The sequence below is a fragment of the Curtobacterium sp. MWU13-2055 genome (assembly GCF_023242305.1).
Classification (GTDB): domain Bacteria; phylum Actinomycetota; class Actinomycetes; order Actinomycetales; family Microbacteriaceae; genus Curtobacterium.
In genome coordinates, this window is the sequence record NZ_JALLIO010000013.1 from 1 (window position 1) to 20,986 (window position 20,986).

Sequence of the window (20,986 nt, forward strand, 5' to 3'; positions counted from 1 at the left end):
CGTGCGCGCCGAACACACCCTGGTGCAGGGTGGAGAACCAGCAATGTGCGGCTGGTGAGCGCTCCGGGTGGTTCCCGGTCTGTGCAGGTGATTCGGCGCCCTGCCCCAAGTCGATTGGAATCCGTTCGGACGAGTTTCGCCGACGGCTGTCTGTCCTACGCTCGGTCCATGCAGGGGATAACGATCCGACCGACGACCGAGGCTGACTGGGAAGCCGTCCGAGCGCTCCGCCTGGAGATGATCCAGGACACCCCGATGGCTTACGCGGAGCACCTGGCGGACGCCGAGCAGCACGACGAGACCGAATGGCGTGCGCGGGGTCGCCGCGGTCAGGACGTCGGGGGAACCTCGTTCGTGGCGATCGACGCCGACGGCCGCTGGGTCGGTGCGATGGGGGCGTTCATCCCGGACGCCGCCACCGGACCATTGCTGGTCGGCGTGTACGTCGCGCCGTCGCACCGCGGCCGTGCGGCCGGCGTGACCGATGCGTTGCTCGACGCCATCGAGTCGTGGGCTTCCGGCCACGGCGCCACGCTCCGACTCCACGTGCACGAGCGCAACCTCCGGGCGCAGGCCTTCTACGCGCGACGTGGGTACGAGCTGACCGGGGCGACCGAGCCGTACGTCCTCGCGCCCGACGAGCGGGAGCTCGAGATGATCCGTCGACTCGACGGGATCTCCGCATGACCGGCGGTGGGGTGCGGTGGCTGCTGCTCGACGTCGGTGGCGTGCTCGAGATGGTCGACGACGCGGCATGGCCCGGGCAGTTCCGCACGCGGTGGGCGGCTGCGTTCGGCATGACGGACGAGGAGTTCTCCTCGCGGTTGTCGGACGCCGACCTGCCCGATGCCGCGCGACGGACCGGGGTCGACGACGAGTACTGGGGGAAGATCGGCGCCGCTCTCGGCGCCTCGGCCGAGGTGCTCGCGTCGATGCGAGCCGACTTCTGGGACGCGTACTGCGGCTCCTTGAACGAGCCGCTCTTCGACTTCGTCGCCGGTCTGCGCGGGACGGTCGGGCTCGCGATCCTGTCCAATTCCGGTGACGGCGCCCGTCAGGAAGAGGAGCGACGATTCGGGTTCGCGGCCGTGTTCGACCCGATCTGCTACAGCCACGAGATCGGGGTCACGAAGCCGGAGCCAGAGGCCTTCCGGATCACGCTCGATCGGCTCGCTGCCGCGCCCGCGGATGTCCTCTTCGTCGACGACGTACCGGAGAACATCGAGGCTGCGCGGGCGGTCGGGATCCGGGCGCACCTGCACGTCGAGACCGCAGACACGATCGCAGCAATCCGCGCGGCGATGCCGGAGGATCGGGAGCAGTGACGGAGCCGGTGCGCGGCATGGTCTTCTTCGACGTCGACGGGACGCTCGTGTCGACCGGTTCGAGCAGCAGTCATCTCGCGGAACGATTCGGGCACCAGGACGCGCTGGACGAGGCTGAGCGTCGGTACGCCGACGGCTCGCTCACGAATCGACAGGTGAGCGAGATCGATGCCGCGGGCTGGCGCGGCGCATCGACGACGACCGTGGACCGCTGGCTCGACGACCTACCGGTGCTCCCCGGTGTGGAGCTCGTGGTGGCGTGGTGCCGCACGCACCAGGTCGTCCCCGTGCTGGCGTCGCTCGCGTGGCAGCCGGTCACTCGGTCGCTCGCGCGGCGGTTCGGGTTCGTCGCGCACGGCGGACCGCGGGTCGGGGTCACGGGTGGCACCTACGACGGGGCGGTGGCGGAGCACTTCGACGAGTTCGACAAGCGAGACCGTGCGCTCCGGTACGCGCTGGCCCGTGGCGTGCCGATCGAGCGGTGCTGTGCGATCGGGGACAGTCGGTCGGACATCCCACTCTTCGAGGTGGTCCCCGCGGCGCTGGCTCTCAACGCGACCGGAGCGGCCAGGGCGGCAGCATCGACCGCGATCGACACGGCGGACCTGTCGGACGTCGTGCCGTGGCTCGAGACGTGGCTGAACAGTCTGGACTGACCCGGCTCAGCGAGTGGATGCCCCGGCCTCCGTCGTGAGCGACTCCACCCAGCCCTGCGCCGCGCGGAGCAGGTCGTCACGTGACGCGCCTTCGAACGCGCTGAGGCGCAGGAAGTGCTGCGTGATCGTGATGCCGAGGATGCCGCTCACGGTCATCAACGCCCGCAGCCGGGCGTCGTCGCCGTCGAGAGAGCGCGCCAGGTTCTCGACCCGCTCGTCGAGGTAGCCGCGCATGGTGTCCGCCGCCTCGGGCACCGTCAGCATCGACCGGACGAGCGCCGCCGTCTCGGCGGGGAGCGCGTCGAACCGGATGCCCAGGACGTCGAGGAGGTGGTCGGCCGCCGCGCGCTCGCTCCCAGCGTCCGACGTGGCCGGCAGCTGCACGGCGGTCGCGAACAGCGCTGCCTTCGACCCGAAGTGCTGCATGACGAGCGACGGATCGATGCCCGCTGCTGAGGCGATGCTCCGGATCGTCGTGCCCTCGTACCCGTTCGCACCGAACTGCCGCCGAGCGGCTGCGCGGATGCGCTCGGCGGTCTGTGCGCGTTTCGCGTCGCGTGAGGTCTCGGCCATGCGTCCGACTCTACGGCGTTGAGCGAGGTGTACGGTTCACTCAACGCCGATGAGCGAACGCACCGGTGCGAGACCTGACGGAGGAACCCAGATGACCACGATCGCGATCGAAGAGCACTGGAACCACCCGGCCCTGACGGACGCCGTCAACGCCCTGCCCGAGGACCGCCGCGACCCGAGCACGGCGCTGGACGAACTCGGCGACAACGGCGAGCTGCTCCGTGACCTCGGTGACGCCCGGCTCGCAGCGATGGACGAGCAGGGGATCGACGTCCAGGTGCTGTCCCTCGCGCCGCCCGGAGCGCAGCCGCTCGATGCCGCGGACGCGATCCCGCTGAGTCAGCAGGCGAACGACATCGCGATCGCCGCGGTCGCGGACCACCCGGACCGGTTCCGCGCGTTCGCGACCCTGCCGATGGCCGACCCGGACGCTGCCGTCGCCGAACTGGAGCGCACTGCCGGCCTTGGTTGCGTGGGGGCGATGGTCTACGGGCGGACGGGCGAGGTGCCGCTCGACGACCGCCGGTACGACGACCTCTTCGCCGTCGCGGCGTCGCTCGGGCAGCCGGTCTTCATCCACCCGCAGATCCCGTCGAAGCGCCTGCGCGAGGCGGCGTACGAGGGGTTCGACCCGATGGTCGAGCTCGGATTGGCGACCTTCGGGTGGGGGTGGCACCTCGAGGCGGCACGTGCGGCACTGCGCCTGATCGTCGGCGGCACCTTCGACCGGCACCCGGACCTGCAGGTCGTGCTCGGCCACTGGGGCGAGCTGCTGCTGTTCTGGCTCGACCGTGCGGACAGCCTGTCGCGGGTCGCCGGACTCGAGCGGACGGTGTCCGACACCGTCCGCTCGAACCTCCACATCACCAGCTCGGGGATGCTCAGCCCCACGCTGCTCCGGCACGCGCTGGACGTCACGACGCCCGATCGGCTGCTGTTCTCCACCGACCACCCGTTCCAGCGACCCTCCGCCGCCGAGATCGACACGTTCCTGCAGGAGTTCCCCTCGGACGCGGCCCGCGAGGCGTTCACGTCGGGGAACGCACGTCGGCTGTTCGGGATCGGCGACCAGACGGATGCGGCATGATCGGTCCGTGCCCAACCCGAACGTGACCGCCGCGTACCGCGCTGCCCGTGACCAGTTGCTCTCCGCAGAGTCCGCCGATGCCGCCCGCGCCGCCTTCCGGTGGCCGGACCTCGGCGACACCTTCAACTGGGCGGACGACTGGTTCGACGTCATCGCTGCTGGCAACGACCGCATCGCGCTCTGGATCGTCGACGCGGATGGCTCGGAACAGCGGCTCAGCTACGCGGAGATGGCCGCCCGGTCCGACCGTTTGGCCGTTCGCCTGCACGAGCACGGCGTCCGGAAGGGCGACCACGTGCTCGTCATGCTCGGCAACCAGCTCGAGCTGTGGGAGACGATGCTCGCGGTGATCAAGCTCGGGGCGGTGATCCTGCCGACGTCGACGATGCTCGACACCGCCGACCTGCAGGACCGCGTCGACCGCGGAGGCGTGGCGCACGTCGTCACGAACCGCAGCGAGACCGCGAAGTACGACGACGTCCGCGGGGACTTCTCGCGTGTGGTCATCGGCGGCACGGCGGACGGCTGGACGGACTACCCGTCGGACCTCGGAGAACCAGCGCCCGCGGGGGAGTCGCGACCGATCGTGGTCACCAAGACCTCCGATCCCTGCCTCGTCTACTTCACGTCGGGCACGACCTCGAAGCCGAAGATGGTCGTGCACACCCAGACGTCCTACCCCGTCGGACACCTCAGCACGATGCACTGGCTCGGCTTGCGGCCCGGAGACGTGCACCTGGCGATCAGCTCGCCCGGCTGGGGCAAGCACGCCTGGAGCTGCTTCTTCGCGCCGTGGATCGCCGAGGCGACCGTCTTCGTCCACGACACCCCGCGGTTCGATCCGGCCGCGCTCCTCGCCCAGCTGGAGTCCGCCGAGGTGAGCACGTTCTGCGCACCGCCCACCGCCTGGCGGATGATGCTCCAGTCCGATCTCGGTGCGCGCCCTCGGGCACTGCGCGAGGTCGTGTCGGCCGGAGAACCGCTGAACCCCGAGGTCATCGACCGGGTCGAACGCGCGTGGGGTCTGACCATCCGCGACGGCTACGGGCAGACCGAGACCACCGCGATCATCGGCAACGCCCCCGGCACCACCGTCACCCCGGGGGCGATGGGCCGTGCGTTGCCCGGTGTCACCGTGACGCTGCTGGACCCCGTCACCGGTCAGCCCGGCGACGAGGGCGAGGTCTGCCTGGACCTTGACGAGCGACCGGTCAACCTGATGGCCGAGTACCTCGGCGACCCCGACCGCACCGCGGCATCGATGCGCGACGGCTTCTTCCACACCGGCGACATCGCGGTCCGGGACGCCGACGGGGAACTGACCTTCATCGGCCGGACCGACGACGTGTTCAAGTCGTCCGACTACAAGGTGTCACCGTTCGAGGTCGAGAGTGCCCTGCTGCAGCACCCCGCCGTGGCCGAGAGCGCCGTCGTACCCGCGCCGGATGACGCCCGGCTCAACGTCGTGAAGGCGTACGTCACCCTCGCCGCCGGGTTCGAGGCGACGGCGGACACCGCCGAACAGGTGCTCGCCTACGCGCGGACCGCACTTCCTGCGTACGCACGCGTGCGTCGGGTCGAGTTCGCGGAACTGCCGAAGACCATCTCGGGCAAGATCCGACGCGTGGAGCTGCGGGAGCGCGAAGAGCGCGCGGCCGCGAGCGGGGTGCCCGTCGACCGCGAGTGGCGCGACGAGCAGTTCCCGGGACTGCGCGCGTCTCGTCCGCTTCCGCCCGCCGTCGGCTGATCGCATGGTGGTCGTCCTGCGCCCGTGGTCGGTCGACGACGCACCCGCGCTGCTCCTCGCCCGGCGGACGACGCCGGACCTCGACTCGCAGTTCCCCGACGCCGAACTGCGCGACGAAGCGCAGACGCGCGAGCACATCAGCCGGTTCCTCGGGTTCGACGATCGCGCGAAGAACTGGGCGGTCGTGGACGACGGTGTCGCGGTCGGGAACGTCGGGCTCACCGCGATCGAGTTCCGGCACGGGACCGCCTGGGCGTCGTACTGGCTGGCGCGTGGTGGACGCGGACGCGGACTCGCCACGACGGCGCTGGCGAGTGTCTCGTCCTGGGCGTTCGGTGTCGGGCTGTTCCGCCTGGAGCTCGGGCACCGGGTGAACAACCCCGCGTCGTGCCGGGTCGCCACCGCTGCCGGGTTCGCCGCGGAGGGCATCGAGCGACAGAAGCTGCGGTACGGCGTCGAACGCTTCGACGTGGAGACCCACGCTCGGCTCGCGACCGACCCGGCCCCGGTTCTGCCGGCGCTGCTCCAGGTCTCCGACTAGAGCCGCGCGGGGAACGCCGACCGCCGGCCGACCAGCGTGAGCAGCGCCGCGATCGCCCCGAACACGATCATCACCACGGCCAGGACCAGTCCGTCGAACACGGTCAACAGCGCGGCTCCGAAGATCCCGGCGACGAAGATCGCGATGTTGAACGCGACGGGCAGGAAGGCGCTGGCGACGTCGGCGTTCTCCCCACCTGCCGTGGTGAGCGCCGCCTGCAGCTGCGTCGAGGCACCTCCGAAGCTGACACCCCACAGGACGGCGGCGACCAGGACGGCGACCGGCGACGCGTGACCCACGAGCAGGACGACGCCGGTGACGACGAACAGTCCGACGCTCAGGTGCAGCAGGGGCCGGGGATGCCGGTCGAGGAGCGCGCCCGTGATCACGACGCCGAGGATCGCCGCGATGCCGTAGACGAGGAGGACGAGCCCGGCGCTGAGGTCGGTGCCGGTCACCCGCAGGTACGGGGAGATGTAGGTGTAGATCGTGTTGTGCGCGACCATCCACGTGGCGATGACGGCGAGGATGATCGCGATCCCACGGATGCGGAACACCTTGACCACGGAGAGCTTCGCAGTGCCGGTCTGGCCGGGGGCGTCCGGCACGAACACGGCGATCAACCCGAGGATGACGACCCCGACGAGGCTGAGGCCGATGAACGACCAGCGCCAGTCCAGCGCGGTGCCGATGAACGACCCGAGCGGTGTGCCGAGCGCGAAGCCGACGGGGGCGCCCGTGGAGACGATGGCGAGGGAGACGCCTGCGAACCGCGCGGGGCTGATGCGCCGCGCGTAGGTGGCGAACATGCCCCAGATGATCCCGGACGCCGCGCCGGCGACGAACCGCGTGACGAGCGCGATCGTCACGTTCGGGGCGAACGCGGTGAGGGTGTTCGCGATGATCAACACGGCGATGGCCGTCATGAGCAACGGCTTGCGGCGCAGGCCCCGCGTGAGTGCGATCGCCGGCACCGTGGCGATGACGGTGCCGATCGCGTAGGCGCTGACGAACAGTCCGACCGTGCCCTCGGACGTCCCCATGCCGTCCGCGATGACCGGCAGGAGGCCCGCGGGCATGGTCTCCATGGCGACGAGCACGAACCCGATCGCCGCGAGCAGTGCGAGCGGGAACCACGGCAGCCGGTCGTCGGCAACCGGAGTGGTCGACGGAGCCGACGGGGTCGTGGTCACGAGGGGGTCCATGTCCCTGACGGTAGGGCGGCTCGAGCGGCGGAAGGGAGGTTCTGCTCGACCCCGTTTCGGCAGAGCCTCACTCGTCGCGCGGAAGTGGTCTTCGCTGGGGGCATGACCGAACCCCAGACCTTCTTCATCACCGGGACCAGCCGCGGCATGGGCACCGAGTTCGCGCGCGCCGCCCTGCACGCCGGACACCACGTCGTCGCGACCGGGCGGGACCCGGAACGCGTCGTCGCAGCGGTCGGCCAGCACGACGAGCTGCTCGCCGTCGCGTTGGACGTCACGGACGAGCGCACCGTCCGGAGCGCGGTCGACGCAGCGATCGAACGGTTCGGCCGCATCGACGTCCTGGTGAACAACGCCGGGAGCTTCCAGGGCGGGTTCTTCGAAGAGGTCTCCCCGGAGCAGTTCCGCGCGCAGATGGAGACGAACTTCTTCGGTGCGATGAACGTCACCCGCGCGGTGCTCCCCGTCATGCGCGCGCAGGGCTCCGGCCGGGTCATCAGCATCAGCTCGACCGCCGGCATCGTCGCCGGTGCCGGTGGGAGCGCGTACGCCGCGTCGAAGTTCGCGCTCGAGGGGTGGATGGAAGCGCTGCACGGCGAGGTCCTGCCGTTCGGCATCCACACCACGGTCGTCGAGCCCGGCTTCTTCCGGACCGACCTGCTCGCGGAGGGCAGCTCCACGTTCTGGGGCGACGTCCACCTCGACGACTACCGGTCCTCGTCGGACCAGACCAAGGAGTTCTTCCGCGGCATGGAGGGCAAGCAGAGCGGCGACCCGGCGAAGCTCGCCCGGACGCTCCTCGCCCTGACCGAGATGTCCGCACCACCGGTGCGCCTCGTCGCCGGTGCCGACAGCGTCGAGGGGGTCCTGCGGAAGGCGCAGCAGCTCATCGAGCAGGCGCGGGCGTTCCCGGAACTGACCACGTCGCTCGACCTGGACGACCAGTCGAACTGAGGAGGGCGACCGGGTAGCACTCGGGACACAGCGCACGGATCCGGCTCCAGCGTGCAGCACGCGGCAGCGAGACTGGGTCGGTGCGCTCTCGTCTCGTCATCGGACTCCTCGTCGCCCTCGCCTGCACCGTGCCGCTCACGGCGTGCTCGGCCGCGGAGGGCCTGGCCCGGAACGCAATGGGGTCGTCTGGCGGATGGAGCGGCACCGAGACGGCGGTTTGCCCGAGCTCGGAGGCGCCGGCGCCGGACGCAGCGAATGCGACACCGGACCCGACCCCGGCGCCGACGCTCGACCCCGCCGTCGCGAGCCAGGTGCGCACCGCCCTCCGACAGGTCCGTGCGCTCCCGGCCGTCGCCGAGGCGACGCAGACGACCACGAACACCCCCAGCTCCGCCCCGGACCCGACCTGCTCCACCCGATGGGTCACGTCGAACCACTTCGCGTCGCGGTTCACGGTCACGATGGACCCCGACGCGACCCCGTCCGAGGCCGGAGCCGTCCCGACGACGATGGCCACCGAACTGGCGTGGACCGGCGTCTCCCTGACGCTGATCGTGCCGGCGGACGAGGGGCACATCGCCAGCACCGTCCACTACGACGGCACGTTCGACCAGCAGATCCCGATCTCGACGTCCACTGCGGTGGCGCAGGGTCTTGCGACCCTCGCCGCGACCCCGCACGTGACCGGGCTCGAGGCCTCGATCCCGTACACGATGCGCGTCGACTACGGCTCGCTCGTCATCGGCGTGGACTCGGAGGACCAGGGCGTCCTCGAAGGCGTCCGCGCCGTGATCGACACGACGGCTTTCGCGGACACGACCCTGCACGGCGCGTTCGGCAACGGCGCGAAACCGTGACCCGCGGCGGCGGAGCGCGCCGGTAGCGTCGAACGGTGATCTCCACACCTCGCCCCGGTGTCTGCCCGTCCGTGTCCGACGACGGGCCACAGCGTCAGCTCACTGACCGCGCGACCCCGGAGCGGTGGGGACGACTCGTCGCGGACGCACTGGCACTACCGGACGTGGTCGAGGGGCACAGTCAGGTCTCGCCGGCGTCGTCGCGCGCACTGTTCCTCCGCGACCGTGCCGACCACGTCGTGCCGTGGACGTCGCTCGCTCCCGATGGGCGCCTCGAACCCGTGCACCTGCACGGTGTCGATGACACCTCGGTGCACCTGTGCCTGCCGGCGGCGCGCGGCGTCGAGCTCACCGCTCTCGGGTGGGCGACCCCGCACCAGTACGAGGACCACGGCACCGAGTTCCTCGTCTACGGGCCGCGCGACGACCACGAGGTGGACATCGTGCTCTCGATCATCGCGGAGAGCCTCGCCTTCGCCCGCGATCCCGGCGACGAACAGCCCGGACACGGCCCGGCCTGAAGCCCGCCGCCCGCCATACTGAACCGATGATCCGCGCGCTGCTCCTCGTCGACATCCAGCTGGACTACTTCCCGGGCGGGGCCTTCCCCCTCGTCGAACCCGAGGCCGCTGCCACCGCGGCCCGCACCGTGCTCGACTCCTTCCGCGCCGCCGGCGACCTGGTGGTGCACGTCTTCCACGTGTCCACCGACCCCGACGCCACGTTCTTCGTGCCGGGCACGCCGGGCCTCGACTTCCACCCGTCGGTCGCGCCCGTCGACGGCGAGCCGGTCCTCGAGAAGCACGAGCCGAACAGCTTCATCGGCACCGGACTGCAGGAACTGCTGACCGACGCCGGAGTCGACGAGGTCACGATCGTCGGGATGATGAGCAGCATGTGCATCGACTCGACGACCCGGGCCGCGCACGAACTCGGCTTCACCGCGACCGTCGTCGCCGACGCGTGCGCGGCACCGGACCTGACCTCCGGGGGCGTCACCGTCCCGGGTGCGAGCGTCCACGCCGCCTTCATGGCGGCGCTCGACGGCAGCTTCGCGACCGTCACGACGAGCGACGCGCTCAGCCGCTGACGTCCGCAGGGCGCGTTCGGGGCCCTGAGATGGGGCAGAGCGGACGGGAGGCCCGTGGCGGCCCCGCCCCGCGCCTCCCGTCCGCCAGCCGGCTCAGTTGATGATCTCGCCGCGCTCGTCCGCGCGCAGTGCGGCCAGGCGCTCGTGCCAGAGGCGCAGCGCGTCGGGCGTGAGTCGGGGCCAGTCGGTGACCTCGCGGACGATCTGCACCGGTTCGGTGCTGCGGTAGGACCGGGTCGGGTTGCCGGCGAACTTCTTGTCGGTGACGTTGGGGTCGTCCTCGTACTGACCGGTCGGCGCGACCTCGTAGACCCGCGGTTCGGCGTCACCGGCGGCGAGCTCGGCCGCGAGCCCGGCGCCGTCGGAGACCGCCGTGAAGTAGACGTGGTTCATGACCACCTCGGGGCGGTAGTTCGACCGGAAGCCCGCGGTGAGCAGGTCGCCCGGCACGAGGTCGGCCTTGGTGCCGTGGAAGAACGGTCCGTCGTCCTGTGCCTGCTTCACGGCGACAGGCTAGCCCCGGTGCGTCGCGTGCACGAGGGACGTTCGCGCGTGTCCTGTTCTGGGAATACTCCCACTGCGGGTATATGCTTCTGGTCATGAGCAGTGGGGAACTCCGCGAACCGGTCTTCTGGATCCTGACCAGCCTGACGGGCGGTCGACAGCACGGGTACGCGATCATCCAAGCGGTGGCGGACCTCTCCGAAGGACGCGTCGCACTCGCGGTCACCACGTTGTACGCGTCGCTCGAGCGTCTCCAGAAGGACGGGCTGGTCCAGGGCGACGGGGACGAGGTCGTCAGCGGTCGGCTCCGGCGCTACTTCGCGATCACGAGCGAGGGCGAGCAGCGTCTGGCCGACGAGGCAGCACGGCTCGACGCGAAGCTCCGCGTCCTCCGCACCCGACTCGGGCGTGCGTCGACGGCGACGTCCGGGGGAGCGGCATGACCGCCGAGCGGAGCGGCGCACCGCTCGAAGCCCGGTACCGCCGGCTCACGAGGTGGTACCCGCGCACGTGGCGAGCAGCGAACGAAGACGCCTTCGTCGGGACGCTCCTCGACGTCGCGGACGCCGAAGGCCGTGCCGCTCCGACGCGACAGGAGCGGCTGGACATCGTCGGACACGCGGTCTCCGCACGGTTGGACCGGATCGTCGTGCCGCACGTCCGCGACGCGGGCAGCACGATCGCCCTCACGATGGGCACCGGCTTCGCGCTCGCCGAGTTCCTCGTCAGCAGCTGGGCACCGTGGATCCACGGCAACCCGGAGCCGGAGTGGCTCGTGCAGGTCGGGCCGTTCCGCGACACCGGCTTCGTGTTCGCCGCGCTCTGGGTCGTCGCGCTCGTCGCGGCGCTCGCGGGTCGGTGGGTGGTCGGGCGGATCGCGCTGGCCGTCTGCATCCTCGCGGCCGTCGTGACCCCGTACTGGTTCGTCCGGTTCCCCGGGGTGTGGAGCGTCGACCGCGGCACCCTCGCCCTCTTCGCAGCCTGCGCACTCGTCGCACTCGTCGGCCGACCGTTGCGCAGCCACCACACCGCAGCAGCCGCGATCGGGTGGCTTCTGCTGGGCGTCGTGAGCTACGGCAGCGTCGGCCACCTCACGGGGGCGTGGCTGATCAGCCGGAGCATGTGGGACGGCAACCTCTGGGCCTGGTACGCCGTCGGGGTGATCGAGGTCGTGGCCGTCGGGTTGGCGGTGGCGCGGCTCTGGACGGTCGTCTTCACGATCACGCTCGGCCTGACTCCGTACATCCTCACGGTCGTCGGCAACGAGTTGCGCGGGATCCTGACGGAGAGCGGTTCCGCGGGCGTCATCGCCGCTCCGGTCGCGCTGGGACTGCTCCTGCTCGTGCTGCACAGCAGTGGCAAGCTCGAGCTCACCGACCGGACGCGGCGCCGGGTCGAGCGGCTCCGGCCCCCGCGCACCTGACACATCCCCCTTCCGACGGACGCGCCGCCGGACACCGCTGCAATAGCGTGGCCGCCGTGATCGAAGTCAGCCACCTCACCAAACAGTACGGTCCGAAGACCGCCGTGGACGACGTCTCGTTCGTCGTCCGACCCGGCAGTGTGACCGGCTTCCTGGGGCCGAACGGCGCCGGGAAGTCCACCACGATGCGCATGATCATGGGCCTCGACCGGCCCACCGCGGGGAGCGCGACGGTGAACGGCCAGCCGTACACGACGTTCCGCGACCCGCTCCGACAGGTCGGCGCCCTGCTCGAGGCGAAGGCGGTCCACTCGGGCCGCAGCGCCTACAACCACCTGCTCTCGCTCGCGGCGACCCACGGCATCCCGAAGGCCCGCGTGCACGAGGTCATCGACATGACCGGCCTCGAGTCGGTCGCGAAGAAGCGCGTCGGCGGGTTCTCGCTCGGCATGGGGCAGCGCCTGGGAATCGCTGCCGCACTGCTCGGCGACCCGAAGACCCTGATCCTCGACGAGCCCGTCAACGGCCTCGACCCCGACGGCGTGCTGTGGGTCAGGCAGCTCGCCCGGCGGATGGCTGCCGACGGCCGCACCGTGTTCCTGTCCAGCCACCTGATGAGCGAGATGGCGCAGACCGCCGACCGCGTGGTCGTGCTCGGCCGCGGCAAGGTCCTGGCCGACGCCCCGATCGCCGAGTTCGTCGCCGGCGGCGGAGCCGCTCCCGGTGCCGCCGGTGGTGGCAGCCGGGTCATCGTCCGGACGCCCTCGCCCGACCAGCTGTTCCAGGCCATCGGCCCGAACGCGACCGTCACCCCGCGCGAGGACGGCACCTTCCTGGTCGTCGGTCCCGACGCACCGACGGTCGGCAACATCGCCGCCCAGGCCGGCGTCGCACTGCACGAACTCACCCCGACCGGCGCGAGCCTGGAGGAGGCCTACATGGCCCTCACCCGCGACGACGTCGAGTACCGATCGGAGGGCACCCGATGAGCGCCACCACCTCGCCCACCACGCCGTCGACCCGCATGCACGGCGCGACCCGTCTGTCGTTCCCGCACCTGGTGCGCAGCGAGTGGATCAAGCTCCGCAGCATCCGGTCCACGTTCTGGTGCTACGCGATCCTGGTCGTCGTCACCATCGGCATGGCCGCGCTCGTCGGTGCCAACACGAACAGCGGTGGGCAGGACCTGCCCACCGACATCGCCAACGGCACGTTCGTGAACGCCAACACCGTGGGCGTCCTGCTCTCGTCGCTCGTCGTCGGGGTGCTCGGCGTCCTCATCATCACCGGTGAGTACGGTACGGGTCAGGTCCGCTCGACGTTCACGGCCGACCCCCGTCGCACCGGGGTGATCCTGGCCAAGGCGACCGTCCTCGCACTGACGACCTTCGTGGTCAGCGCCGTCGCCACCTGGGTCGGCGTGCTCATCTCCCTGCCGCTGCTGGCCGGCAACGGTGTGGAGCCGGAGATCGGGAACCCGTCGGTGTTCCTGCCGATCCTCGGTTCGTCGGTCTTCCTGACCCTGCTGGCGCTCCTGGCGTACGGCATCGGTCTGCTCGTCCGCTCGAGCGCCGGTGGCATCGCGATCACGCTCGGCCTCCTGCTGGTCGTGCCGACGGTGCTCGCGCTCATGAGCGGGCTGATGAACGTCGAGTGGCCGACGAACATCGCGACGTTCCTGCCGGACATGGCCGGAGCCCAGCTCTACGCCTACTCGTACGACGGCCAGAGCGCCACCGACGGCGGTGTCGTCCTGAACGGCTGGGGCGGATTCGGTGTCCTGGCGGGCGAGGTGCTCGTCGTGGGTGCGCTCGCGCTGACGGTCGCGCGCGGCCGCGACGTCTGACCCGAACGACCGCACGCGCGTTCTGCGACGTCCCACCTGTCGATCGACGGGTGGGACGTCGCACGTTGCACACGCATCGACTGCCCGTGCGACGAATGGCCCCGCGGCGTCGCTAGGCTCACGGCGTGCGACACCTCCCCGCCCTGGTCCTGCCGGCGCTCGCCGTCGTGGCCCTGCTCGCCGGCTGCACGTCGGCACCGCCCGTCGACGAGCAAGCCCTCGCCAAGTGGAAGACGCAGCAGGAGGCGACGACCGAGACCGAGGACGCGGTCCTCGGGGTGCTGAGCGCCGACACGACCCCCGGCGACGAGGACCCGGCCCACCTCGAGCCCGGCGTCCGCGTGCAGTTCCCGGACTCGCGGACGATCGACCACCTCGAGTTCTCGTGCTACGGCAACGGGCACATGCGTGGCATCGTGCGGACGGTGCTGCCGGGCGGATCGCAGAGCATCGAACTCGATCCGATGGACTGCCGCGACAGCCCGCACCAGATCGAACTGTCATCGAGCAAGGCCGTCGACAGCGTCGCGTTCAACGACTTCGACAGCGACCGGCCGAGCGCCTGGCGACTCGTCATCTTCGGTCCAGGGCCCTCGGGGGAGTGACTACCGCAGCACCTGGTAGCGGTGCAGCGTGACACCGTTGTGGTACTCCCGCTGCTCGAGCAGGTCCAGCAGCACCGGCGGTCGCACGCCCGTCGCCGGCGGGTCGAACAGCGGCCGACCGGCGCCGAGCACCGCGGGGTGCGTGTAGAGCAACAGCTCGTCGAGCAGCCCCGCGTCGAGCAACTGCGTCGCGAGGTTCGGGCCGCCGACGCCGATGTCGCCCTCGGACTCCTCGCGCAGGACGGCGAGCTGCTCGATGGCGTCGTCGCCCCCGATGACCCGGGTGTTGTGGTCGGCGCTGGTCCGGGTGCGCGAGACCAGGACCTTCGGCTGGTCGGTCCAGACCTCGCCGTACTCGCGCATGAACGCCGGCATCGACTCGTCGGTGCGGGCGTCCGGCCAGAACGGGTCCATCATGTCGCGGACGACCCGCCCCTCGACGGAAAGGGTCATCGCGGCGGCGCGGGCGTTGAACTCGCGGTGCAGCGGCTCGTCGATCCGCATCCACTCGGGTCCCTCGACGTCGCCGAGTTCGCCCTCGTCGCGCTCGACGAAGCCGTCAATCGACACGTTCATCCAGTACACGAACCTCGCGGGCATCGCTGACTCCTTCGTCGCGCGGAACCGGACGGAACCAGCCCGGTCCGCTGCCCGCGAGCGTACGCTCGCGCACGCAGCCCTTCCTCGACGATGAGAGCAGGACCCCGTGCGCCGAACAGTCGCAACCATCCTCGCCGTCGCGACGCTCACGGCGGTCGCGGCCACGGGCCTCCCGGTCGGCCCCGCCGCAGCGGCAACGCCCGTGGCGGACCGGACCACCGGACACAGCGGCTCGGGACACGCAGCGGCGGCGCCGACCCACCGGAACCCGGTCGCGCTCAGCCTGCCCGACGGCGAGACGGCGGCGAGCTGCGCCGACCCGACCGCGATCCGCGGCGTCGGGCGCGACCGCAACTGGTACCTGTACTGCACGACCGACGCGTTGACGGCGACGGAGCAGAACGCCGACGGGTCGCTCGTGCAGCACGGTGTGCCGACCTACCGGTCGACGGACCTGACGCACTGGACGTACGTGAACGACGCGTTCCCGACGCGACCGGCGTGGGTGGGGTCCGCCAACGGGATCTGGGCGCCGGACGTCGTGTACCGGGCCGGCGACCGTGGTCGCGCGGGCACCTGGTACCTGTACTACGCCGCGTCCGACACGCCCTCGGCATCGGCACCGACCGGTGGGGGATCCGCGGTCGGCGTCGCGACGAGCTCGAGTCCGACCGGTCCGTGGAAGGACTCCGGCGGCCCGGTCGTGGCACCGCAGACCGCCGCGAGCGGCACCGGGGCGCGCTGGGCGTTCGACCCCGAGGTCATCACCGACGAGGGCACCACGTACCTGTACTTCGGCAGCTACTTCGGCGGCGTCAACGTCCGCACGCTCAGCGCCGACGGTCTCCGCTCCGACCCCGCGAGCGAGCGGCAGATCGCGATCGACAACCGGTACGAGGGCGCCTACCTGATGCACCACGACGGCTGGTGGTACTTCACGGGCTCCGCCACGAACTGCTGCAACGGCGCCCTGACCGGCTACGGCGTCTTCGTCGCCCGGTCGCGCAGCCCCCTCGGGCCCTTCACCGACCAGGACGGTGTCGCGATCACGAGCACTCGGGTCGGCGGGACGCCCCTCCTCGCGCAGAACGGCAACCGCTGGGTCGGCACCGGGCACAACACGGTGGTCACCGACCTCGCCGGCCAGGACTGGATCATCTACCACGCGGTCGACCGCGGCGACCCGTACTACGCGGGGCAGCCGACGTACACGAAGCGGCCGGCGCTCATCGACCCGCTCGACTGGCGGCACGGCTGGCCCGTCGTGCGGGGCGGAGCGGGGCCGTCCGACACGGTGCAGCCGGGGCCGGTCGCACAGCCGGGGCAGCGTGCGACCTACCGGGCGACCACCGCACCGGTCGACGTTCCCGGACGGACCATCCGCGCGTTGTCGACCTCGTTCGACGGCACCACCCTCCCCACGGCGCTCCGCTGGACCCGTGAACCCGACCGCTCGACCTGGACCGTCGGCGGCGGCGCGTTCCGCTGGCAGACGCAGGACGCCGACATCCACCCACCGGCGACGCCGCTCGCCTCGGTCCTGTCCGAACCGGCGCCGCAGGGCGACTACGTGCTGCAGACCACCGTCGCCGTGGACACCCCCGCCACCGGCGACGGGGTGAACTACGTGCAGGGCGGACTGATCGTGTGGGGCGACGACGGGAACTACGTCCGGCTGACGTCGAACTCGATCTTCAACACCCGGCAGACGGAGTTCGGCAAGCAGGTGTCCGGGCAACCGGCTGGGGCGCCGAGCTACGGCAACACGGTCGTCGGACCGGTCGGGGACACCACCACGCTCCGGATCGTGCACCGGGTCGTCGGCGGGGAGCACCGGTACACGGCGTCCACGAGCGTCGACGGGCGGCACTTCGTCCGAGGCGGGACCTGGACGGCGGACCTCGGGAGCGCGCCGAGGATCGGGCTCATCTCGCTCGGCGGTGCCGGGTTCACGAGCACGTTCGAGGACCTGCGGGTGTGCACGGTGGCGACGCACCGGCGGTGACGGACGCGTGGCCGCGTCGACGACGCGGGTGCGGCTCGCGTGGATGACCGGAGAAGGACGGGAGGCACGGTGCCAGCTGGCACCGTGCCTCCCGTCGTTCCGTCCTCGCCGCTCAGGCGACAGTCGTGTTCAGCGACAGTCCTGCTCAGCGCACCTGCGGCTCGTCGATCGCCCAGTACCAGTCGTTGTCGGCGTTGGTGAGCGCCCACTGGACGCGGACCTGCTTCGCACCGGACGGCACCGTGACGGGGACCGACGCGACCTGCGCGATCTGGTCGGTCGTGTACGACGCGACCTGCCGGAACGCGCCACCGTCGAAGGAGACGAGGACGGTGGCCTGCTGCGCGCCCTCCTGGCGGTAGTGGTTGCCGAACGACACGGTCGCGCTGGTCTTGCCCGCGACCGAGTACGGCTGCGAGGTGATGCGGCTCGAGAACGTGCCGGTGTGGGTCTTGTCGGCCCACTCGTCGGAGTCGGCGACGGCGAAGACACCGCGTTCGCGGACGTTGGCCTCGCGGGTCTGGTCGCGCTGCGACTGCGTCCAGAAGTCGTCGTCGGTCAGGGTCCAGCCGGCCCACTCGGTGACGCCACCGGTGCCCATGCCCGTGTTGTCGACGCTCCAGCCGGTCGGCATGCTCTTCGTCCAGCCGAGCGTCGAGGCCGGGATCCCGATCTCGTCGACGCGGGGCTTCAGCGCGCCGACCATCGTGTCGAACGGGTCGGTCGACGCGGTCGCGAGCGGGCGGCCGTCGAGCTCGGCGGGGCGGGCGACGCCGAAGGTGGCGAGGACGTCGGCGGCGATGTCGACGTTCTTCGGGCGGATCGCCGGGGTCTGCTTCGTGATGCCGGGGCCGGTCTTGATGATGAACGCCGAACGCTCGGCCGGGGTGCTGCCGCCGTGGCCGCCGGCGTCGGTGTGCCCGTGGTCGGCGGTCACGATGAACGACCACTGCTCCGACGAGTACGTGGAGCGGGCCTGCACCGCTGCCTGCAGCCGCCCGACGTACCCGTCGACCTCGGCGATGGCGTCGAGGTACTGCTGCGACGCGGCACCGTACGAGTGGCCGGCGTGGTCGACGTCGTCGAAGTGCACGAACGAGGCGTTCGGGCCGGTCGAGCGGAGGGTCGACACGGCGTTGGCGGCCGCGTCGGCATCGCTCGTGGCGGCGTACCGCTTGTCCACCGTGCCGATGAGCGGCGTGCCGACCGAACCGTCGACGATCGGGTTCCAGCTGGCATCGGCGTACGTGGTGAGGGCGCTGTTCGCACGTTCGAGCCGGGTCAGGAAGTCGGGGTACTTCGTGATGTCGCTCGTGGTGCCCCACGTGTTGCTGAGCACCTTGTGCTTGTCCGGCCAGACGCCGGTCAGGTTCGTCGCCCAGCCGGGGCCGGAGAGCGTCTGCGCCATCGGGGCGGCGTACAGCCAGGTCTTCGACGAGTACCCGGACGCGATCATCGCGTCGAGGTTGGGGGCGTCCGCCGCGGCGATGCGGTCGAACAACGCGCCGTCGATGCCGATGACGACGACGTGGTTGCTGTTGGCTGCGGCAGCGGCCGGGGTCGCTGCGGTGGCGGCTGGTGCTGCGGCGATGCCGGTGGCGAGGCCGCTCGCCGCCAGTGCGATCGCGGTCGCGGCGATGGGGATGGTCCTGGGGATGCGCACGGTCGAGGCCCTTCTCGAGGTCGGTGGAGTGGCCAGCCCATCGGCGCTGCGTGGCCTGGGGCGTGCGAGCCGGGAGCGCGGGGACGAACGCGTGGTGAACCGCAGACGCACCTGTCCGGACAGGCTGGATCGTCGTTCGCCGCCCGTGCTACGGTCCTGTCGACAGCGCCTAGGGTTCCGGGACTCACGTCCGACTGGTCCGAGCGGCGCCACGGCTCGCCACCGAACGCGGACCGTCATCTGAACGGACAAAAGCCTGGAGGACCTCGCTCGTCGCGCCGCGCGTCGAGCGGAAGGTCCTGCCCGTGACTCCGTTCGCCGTCCTCCTCGTCCTCTCCGCCGCCGTCGCGCACGCTTCCTGGAACGTCATCGCCCACGGCGTGAGCCGGATCGGGCTGCCGTTCCTGTGGCTCGGCGCGGTGTCGAGCGTCGTCGTGTGGATCGGGGTGGTGCCGTTCACCGGTGGGCTCGGCACGGGGAGCCTGTCCGGCTTCCTGGTCGGCATCGTCGTGTCCGGGCTGCTGCACGTGGCGTACATGCTCGTGCTGCAGCGCGGGTACCGGGTCGGACAGCTGTCCACGGTGTACGCGACCGCACGGGGGACCGGCCCGACGATCAGCGTCGTCCTCGCGATCACCCTGCTCGGGGAGCGACCGTCGTGGTGGGCGTTGGCGGGCGGCCTGCTGGTGCTCGTCGGGGTCGTGGCGGTCGGGCTCGCGGACCGCGGAACGGCGACCGCACCCCGTGCCCTGCCGCGCCGTCGGCTCGACCCCGGCATCGGCGCCGGGCTGCTCACCGGTGTGGCCATCGCTGCGTACACGATCTGGGACGCGCACCTGGTGCGCGGCGGTGTCGCACCGGTCGCCTTCATGGTGGGCTGCACGGCGGTCGAGATCGTGCTGTTCGGCGCAGCCCTCGGCCCGCGCCGGCGCGAGGTCCTGCCGGTCCTCCGTGCGCACTGGGGCCGGGTGCTGGCGTTCGGGGTGCTCTCGCCGCTGTCGTACATCCTCGTGCTCGTCGCGATCACCATCGCACCGGTCGCGCTCGTGGCCCCGATGCGCGAGGTCAGCGTGGTGCTCGTGAGCGTGTTCGGCGTCGTGGTGCTGCGCGAGGGGCGCGCAGGGATGCGGATCGCGGCGTCGGTCGTCGTGCTCGCCCGGATCGCACTGCTGGCGGTCTGAGGGCGGACCGTCCCGCGCCGGCAGGGGAGACCTGTCCGGACAGGTGCCTGTCGTGTTCACCTGCCGGTCACCCTCGGTGCACCGGTTGGGCACGGCGCGCAACCTGTCGGATGCCACAGTTGCGGCGTCCCGAGCGGACGGCGGACCCCGCCCCGCTGCGGACCTCCGCCCCGCCGCCCGAAAGGTCACCATGCCCATCACCGCCCTCAAGCCGCTGGCCGCCCTGGCCGGCGCCCTCGTGCTCGCCGCGACGCTCAGCTCCTGCTCGGCGGGCTCCACGGCCGCCGCCGGCAGCGACGAGACGTCGACCGCGACGAAGTACGCCGCGGACGAGAACACGATCGTGTTCGGCGTCGTACCCGACTCGGTGGACACCGAGACCAACTACCAGCCGCTGATGGACTACATCGCGAAGGAGTCCGGCAAGAAGGTCGAGTACCACGAGTCGACCGACTACGCCGCGCTCATCGAGGCCTCGGTCGCCGGCAAGATCGACGTCGCGTCGTTCTCCGGCTTCACCTACGTGACGGCGAAGAACAACGGCGCGAAGATCACGCCCGTCTCGTCGATCATCACGGCCGAGGGACAGAAGCCCGGCTACTACTCCGAGGCGATCGTGCCGAAGGGCAGTGACATCACCTCGCTCGAGGACTTCAAGGGCAAGAAGGTCTGCTTCGTCGACCCGTCCTCGACCTCCGGCTACCTGTTCCCGAGCTACAACCTGCTGAAGGCCGACATCGACCCCACCAAGGACGTCACCCCGGTCTTCGCCGGCAAGCACGACGTCAGCGTCCAGAAGGTCGCGGCCGGCACCGAGTGCGAAGCCGGCTTCGCCGAGGACAGCGAGGTCGAGAAGAACAAGGACGTCACGGTCATCGCGAAGACCATGGTGCCCGGCGCCCCGATCGTCGTCTCCGACACCCTGCCTCAGGCCGAGAAGGACACCCTGACGAAGGCGCTCGCCGACGTCACGATCGACGACATCATCGCCGCCGGTGTGAAGAGTGCCGACAGCGACGGCTTCCGCAGCGTCTTCTACGGCACGAAGCCGGTCGACGACGGGTACTACGACCTGATCCGCGACATCTGCAAGACCACGAAGTCGACCACCTGCCAGGCCTGAC

At 71.0% G+C, this 20,986-nt stretch carries 23 protein-coding genes; 18 read left to right on the top strand and 5 right to left on the bottom strand.

What is annotated here, in order from left to right; all coding sequences use genetic code 11:
* The first annotated feature begins 168 nt into the window (after window positions 1-168).
* From M4960_RS18565 to M4960_RS18575, 3 genes are read left to right on the top strand one after another with little or no spacing between them, the layout of a single operon-like run.
* Complete coding sequence (locus M4960_RS18565; protein WP_248705060.1) at window positions 169-687, top strand: GNAT family N-acetyltransferase; 519 nt, start codon at window positions 169-171, stop codon at window positions 685-687.
* Entirely contained in the window at window positions 684-1,325 is a 642-nt protein-coding gene (locus M4960_RS18570; protein ID WP_133938319.1) for an HAD-IA family hydrolase, read from the top strand. Before M4960_RS18565 ends, M4960_RS18570 begins: the two co-directional genes overlap by 4 nt.
* Window positions 1,322-1,981, top strand: a complete 660-nt coding sequence (locus tag M4960_RS18575; protein WP_243834110.1) for an HAD family phosphatase — start codon at window positions 1,322-1,324, stop codon at window positions 1,979-1,981. Before M4960_RS18570 ends, M4960_RS18575 begins: the two co-directional genes overlap by 4 nt.
* Window positions 1,982-1,987: 6 nt before the next feature.
* Here the strand turns inward: M4960_RS18575 and M4960_RS18580 are convergent, their stop codons facing one another.
* Entirely contained in the window at window positions 1,988-2,554 is a 567-nt protein-coding gene (locus M4960_RS18580) for a TetR/AcrR family transcriptional regulator (protein ID WP_173171015.1), read from the bottom strand.
* Window positions 2,555-2,645: 91 nt separating this feature from the next.
* Between M4960_RS18580 and M4960_RS18585 the strand changes: the two genes are divergently transcribed.
* Genes M4960_RS18585 through M4960_RS18595 form a run of 3 tightly spaced genes read left to right on the top strand, consistent with a single transcriptional unit; the run spans window position 2,646 to window position 5,929 of the window.
* Window positions 2,646-3,641, top strand: a complete 996-nt coding sequence (locus M4960_RS18585) for an amidohydrolase family protein (protein ID WP_248705061.1) — start codon at window positions 2,646-2,648, stop codon at window positions 3,639-3,641.
* A complete protein-coding gene (locus M4960_RS18590; RefSeq protein ID WP_374203010.1) occupies window positions 3,631-5,388 on the top strand; it encodes an AMP-binding protein in 1,758 nt (585 codons plus the stop codon). Before M4960_RS18585 ends, M4960_RS18590 begins: the two co-directional genes overlap by 11 nt.
* A gap of 4 nt (window positions 5,389-5,392) precedes the next feature.
* Complete coding sequence (locus M4960_RS18595) at window positions 5,393-5,929, top strand: GNAT family N-acetyltransferase (RefSeq protein WP_123294914.1); 537 nt, start codon at window positions 5,393-5,395, stop codon at window positions 5,927-5,929.
* Here the strand turns inward: M4960_RS18595 and M4960_RS18600 are convergent.
* Complete coding sequence (locus tag M4960_RS18600; protein WP_132100829.1) at window positions 5,926-7,134, bottom strand: MFS transporter; 1,209 nt, start codon at window positions 7,132-7,134, stop codon at window positions 5,926-5,928. The two genes, M4960_RS18595 and M4960_RS18600, sit on opposite strands and share 4 nt — an antisense overlap.
* 102 nt (window positions 7,135-7,236) lie before the next feature.
* On the opposite strand from M4960_RS18600, the gene M4960_RS18605 reads away from it, so the two are divergent.
* From M4960_RS18605 to M4960_RS18620, 4 genes are all read left to right on the top strand, one after another.
* A complete protein-coding gene (locus M4960_RS18605; protein WP_248705062.1) occupies window positions 7,237-8,088 on the top strand; it encodes an SDR family NAD(P)-dependent oxidoreductase in 852 nt (283 codons plus the stop codon).
* Between the two features lie 80 nt (window positions 8,089-8,168).
* Window positions 8,169-8,945, top strand: coding sequence for a hypothetical protein (locus M4960_RS18610; RefSeq protein ID WP_248705063.1), 777 nt, complete (start codon window positions 8,169-8,171; stop codon window positions 8,943-8,945).
* A 35-nt stretch (window positions 8,946-8,980) separates the two neighbouring features.
* The gene (locus M4960_RS18615) at window positions 8,981-9,466 is read left to right on the top strand and encodes a luciferase family protein (RefSeq protein ID WP_248705064.1); all 486 of its coding nucleotides are present in this window, start codon (window positions 8,981-8,983) and stop codon (window positions 9,464-9,466) included.
* Window positions 9,467-9,492: 26 nt separating this feature from the next.
* A complete protein-coding gene (locus M4960_RS18620) occupies window positions 9,493-10,035 on the top strand; it encodes a cysteine hydrolase family protein (RefSeq protein WP_248705065.1) in 543 nt (180 codons plus the stop codon).
* Between the two features lie 93 nt (window positions 10,036-10,128).
* Here M4960_RS18620 and arr read toward each other — a convergent pair whose 3' ends face one another.
* Window positions 10,129-10,539, bottom strand: a complete 411-nt coding sequence (gene arr / locus M4960_RS18625; protein ID WP_248705066.1) for an NAD(+)--rifampin ADP-ribosyltransferase — start codon at window positions 10,537-10,539, stop codon at window positions 10,129-10,131.
* A 95-nt stretch (window positions 10,540-10,634) separates the two neighbouring features.
* Here arr and M4960_RS18630 point away from each other — a divergent pair, with 95 nt between their 5' ends.
* The 5 genes from M4960_RS18630 (at window position 10,635) to M4960_RS18650 (ending at window position 14,413) form a co-directional block, all read left to right on the top strand.
* A complete protein-coding gene (locus M4960_RS18630; protein ID WP_111086543.1) occupies window positions 10,635-10,982 on the top strand; it encodes a PadR family transcriptional regulator in 348 nt (115 codons plus the stop codon).
* The gene (locus M4960_RS18635; RefSeq protein ID WP_248705067.1) at window positions 10,979-11,962 is read left to right on the top strand and encodes a hypothetical protein; all 984 of its coding nucleotides are present in this window, start codon (window positions 10,979-10,981) and stop codon (window positions 11,960-11,962) included. The genes M4960_RS18630 and M4960_RS18635 overlap by 4 nt, the downstream gene beginning before the upstream one ends.
* 56 nt (window positions 11,963-12,018) lie before the next feature.
* A complete protein-coding gene (locus tag M4960_RS18640; protein WP_123314435.1) occupies window positions 12,019-12,951 on the top strand; it encodes an ABC transporter ATP-binding protein in 933 nt (310 codons plus the stop codon).
* Window positions 12,948-13,808: an ABC transporter permease gene (locus tag M4960_RS18645; RefSeq protein ID WP_248705068.1), complete on the top strand. Its 861-nt coding sequence runs from the start codon at window positions 12,948-12,950 to the stop codon at window positions 13,806-13,808. The genes M4960_RS18640 and M4960_RS18645 overlap by 4 nt, the downstream gene beginning before the upstream one ends.
* Before the next feature lie 125 nt (window positions 13,809-13,933).
* Window positions 13,934-14,413, top strand: coding sequence for a hypothetical protein (locus M4960_RS18650; RefSeq protein WP_248705069.1), 480 nt, complete (start codon window positions 13,934-13,936; stop codon window positions 14,411-14,413).
* Here the strand turns inward: M4960_RS18650 and M4960_RS18655 are convergent, their stop codons facing one another.
* Window positions 14,414-15,013 carry a dihydrofolate reductase family protein gene (locus M4960_RS18655; RefSeq protein ID WP_248705070.1) on the bottom strand — a complete coding sequence of 200 codons (600 nt, stop codon included), beginning with the start codon at window positions 15,011-15,013 and terminating at the stop codon, window positions 14,414-14,416.
* 106 nt (window positions 15,014-15,119) lie between these two features.
* Here M4960_RS18655 and M4960_RS18660 point away from each other — a divergent pair, with 106 nt between their 5' ends.
* Window positions 15,120-17,018: a family 43 glycosylhydrolase gene (locus M4960_RS18660; RefSeq protein WP_248705071.1), complete on the top strand. Its 1,899-nt coding sequence runs from the start codon at window positions 15,120-15,122 to the stop codon at window positions 17,016-17,018.
* A gap of 145 nt (window positions 17,019-17,163) precedes the next feature.
* On the opposite strand, the gene M4960_RS18665 is transcribed toward M4960_RS18660, so the two are convergent.
* The gene (locus M4960_RS18665) at window positions 17,164-18,681 is read right to left on the bottom strand and encodes an alkaline phosphatase family protein (protein WP_248705072.1); all 1,518 of its coding nucleotides are present in this window, start codon (window positions 18,679-18,681) and stop codon (window positions 17,164-17,166) included.
* 305 nt (window positions 18,682-18,986) lie between these two features.
* On the opposite strand from M4960_RS18665, the gene M4960_RS18670 reads away from it, so the two are divergent.
* Together M4960_RS18670 and M4960_RS18675 are read left to right on the top strand one after the other, a co-directional pair.
* Window positions 18,987-19,862, top strand: coding sequence for a hypothetical protein (locus M4960_RS18670; RefSeq protein ID WP_248705073.1), 876 nt, complete (start codon window positions 18,987-18,989; stop codon window positions 19,860-19,862).
* A 190-nt stretch (window positions 19,863-20,052) separates the two neighbouring features.
* A complete protein-coding gene (locus M4960_RS18675) occupies window positions 20,053-20,985 on the top strand; it encodes a phosphate/phosphite/phosphonate ABC transporter substrate-binding protein (RefSeq protein ID WP_248705074.1) in 933 nt (310 codons plus the stop codon).
* Window position 20,986: the final 1 nt, after the last annotated feature.

Excerpts from the sequence above, each read along its gene's own strand:
- M4960_RS18565 (WP_248705060.1), top strand. The coding sequence starts at position 169 with ATGCAGGGGATAACGATCCGACCGACGACCGAGGCTGACTGGGAAGCC.
- M4960_RS18570 (WP_133938319.1), top strand. The coding sequence starts at position 684 with ATGACCGGCGGTGGGGTGCGGTGGCTGCTGCTCGACGTCGGTGGCGTG.
- M4960_RS18580 (WP_173171015.1), bottom strand. The coding sequence starts at position 2,554 with ATGGCCGAGACCTCACGCGACGCGAAACGCGCACAGACCGCCGAGCGC.
- M4960_RS18585 (WP_248705061.1), top strand. The coding sequence starts at position 2,646 with ATGACCACGATCGCGATCGAAGAGCACTGGAACCACCCGGCCCTGACG.
- M4960_RS18590 (WP_374203010.1), top strand. The coding sequence starts at position 3,631 with ATGCGGCATGATCGGTCCGTGCCCAACCCGAACGTGACCGCCGCGTAC.
- M4960_RS18595 (WP_123294914.1), top strand. The coding sequence starts at position 5,393 with ATGGTGGTCGTCCTGCGCCCGTGGTCGGTCGACGACGCACCCGCGCTG.
- M4960_RS18600 (WP_132100829.1), bottom strand. The coding sequence starts at position 7,134 with ATGGACCCCCTCGTGACCACGACCCCGTCGGCTCCGTCGACCACTCCG.
- M4960_RS18605 (WP_248705062.1), top strand. The coding sequence starts at position 7,237 with ATGACCGAACCCCAGACCTTCTTCATCACCGGGACCAGCCGCGGCATG.
- M4960_RS18620 (WP_248705065.1), top strand. The coding sequence starts at position 9,493 with ATGATCCGCGCGCTGCTCCTCGTCGACATCCAGCTGGACTACTTCCCG.
- M4960_RS18630 (WP_111086543.1), top strand. The coding sequence starts at position 10,635 with ATGAGCAGTGGGGAACTCCGCGAACCGGTCTTCTGGATCCTGACCAGC.
- M4960_RS18635 (WP_248705067.1), top strand. The coding sequence starts at position 10,979 with ATGACCGCCGAGCGGAGCGGCGCACCGCTCGAAGCCCGGTACCGCCGG.
- M4960_RS18645 (WP_248705068.1), top strand. The coding sequence starts at position 12,948 with ATGAGCGCCACCACCTCGCCCACCACGCCGTCGACCCGCATGCACGGC.
- M4960_RS18655 (WP_248705070.1), bottom strand. The coding sequence starts at position 15,013 with ATGCCCGCGAGGTTCGTGTACTGGATGAACGTGTCGATTGACGGCTTC.
- M4960_RS18675 (WP_248705074.1), top strand. The coding sequence starts at position 20,053 with ATGCCCATCACCGCCCTCAAGCCGCTGGCCGCCCTGGCCGGCGCCCTC.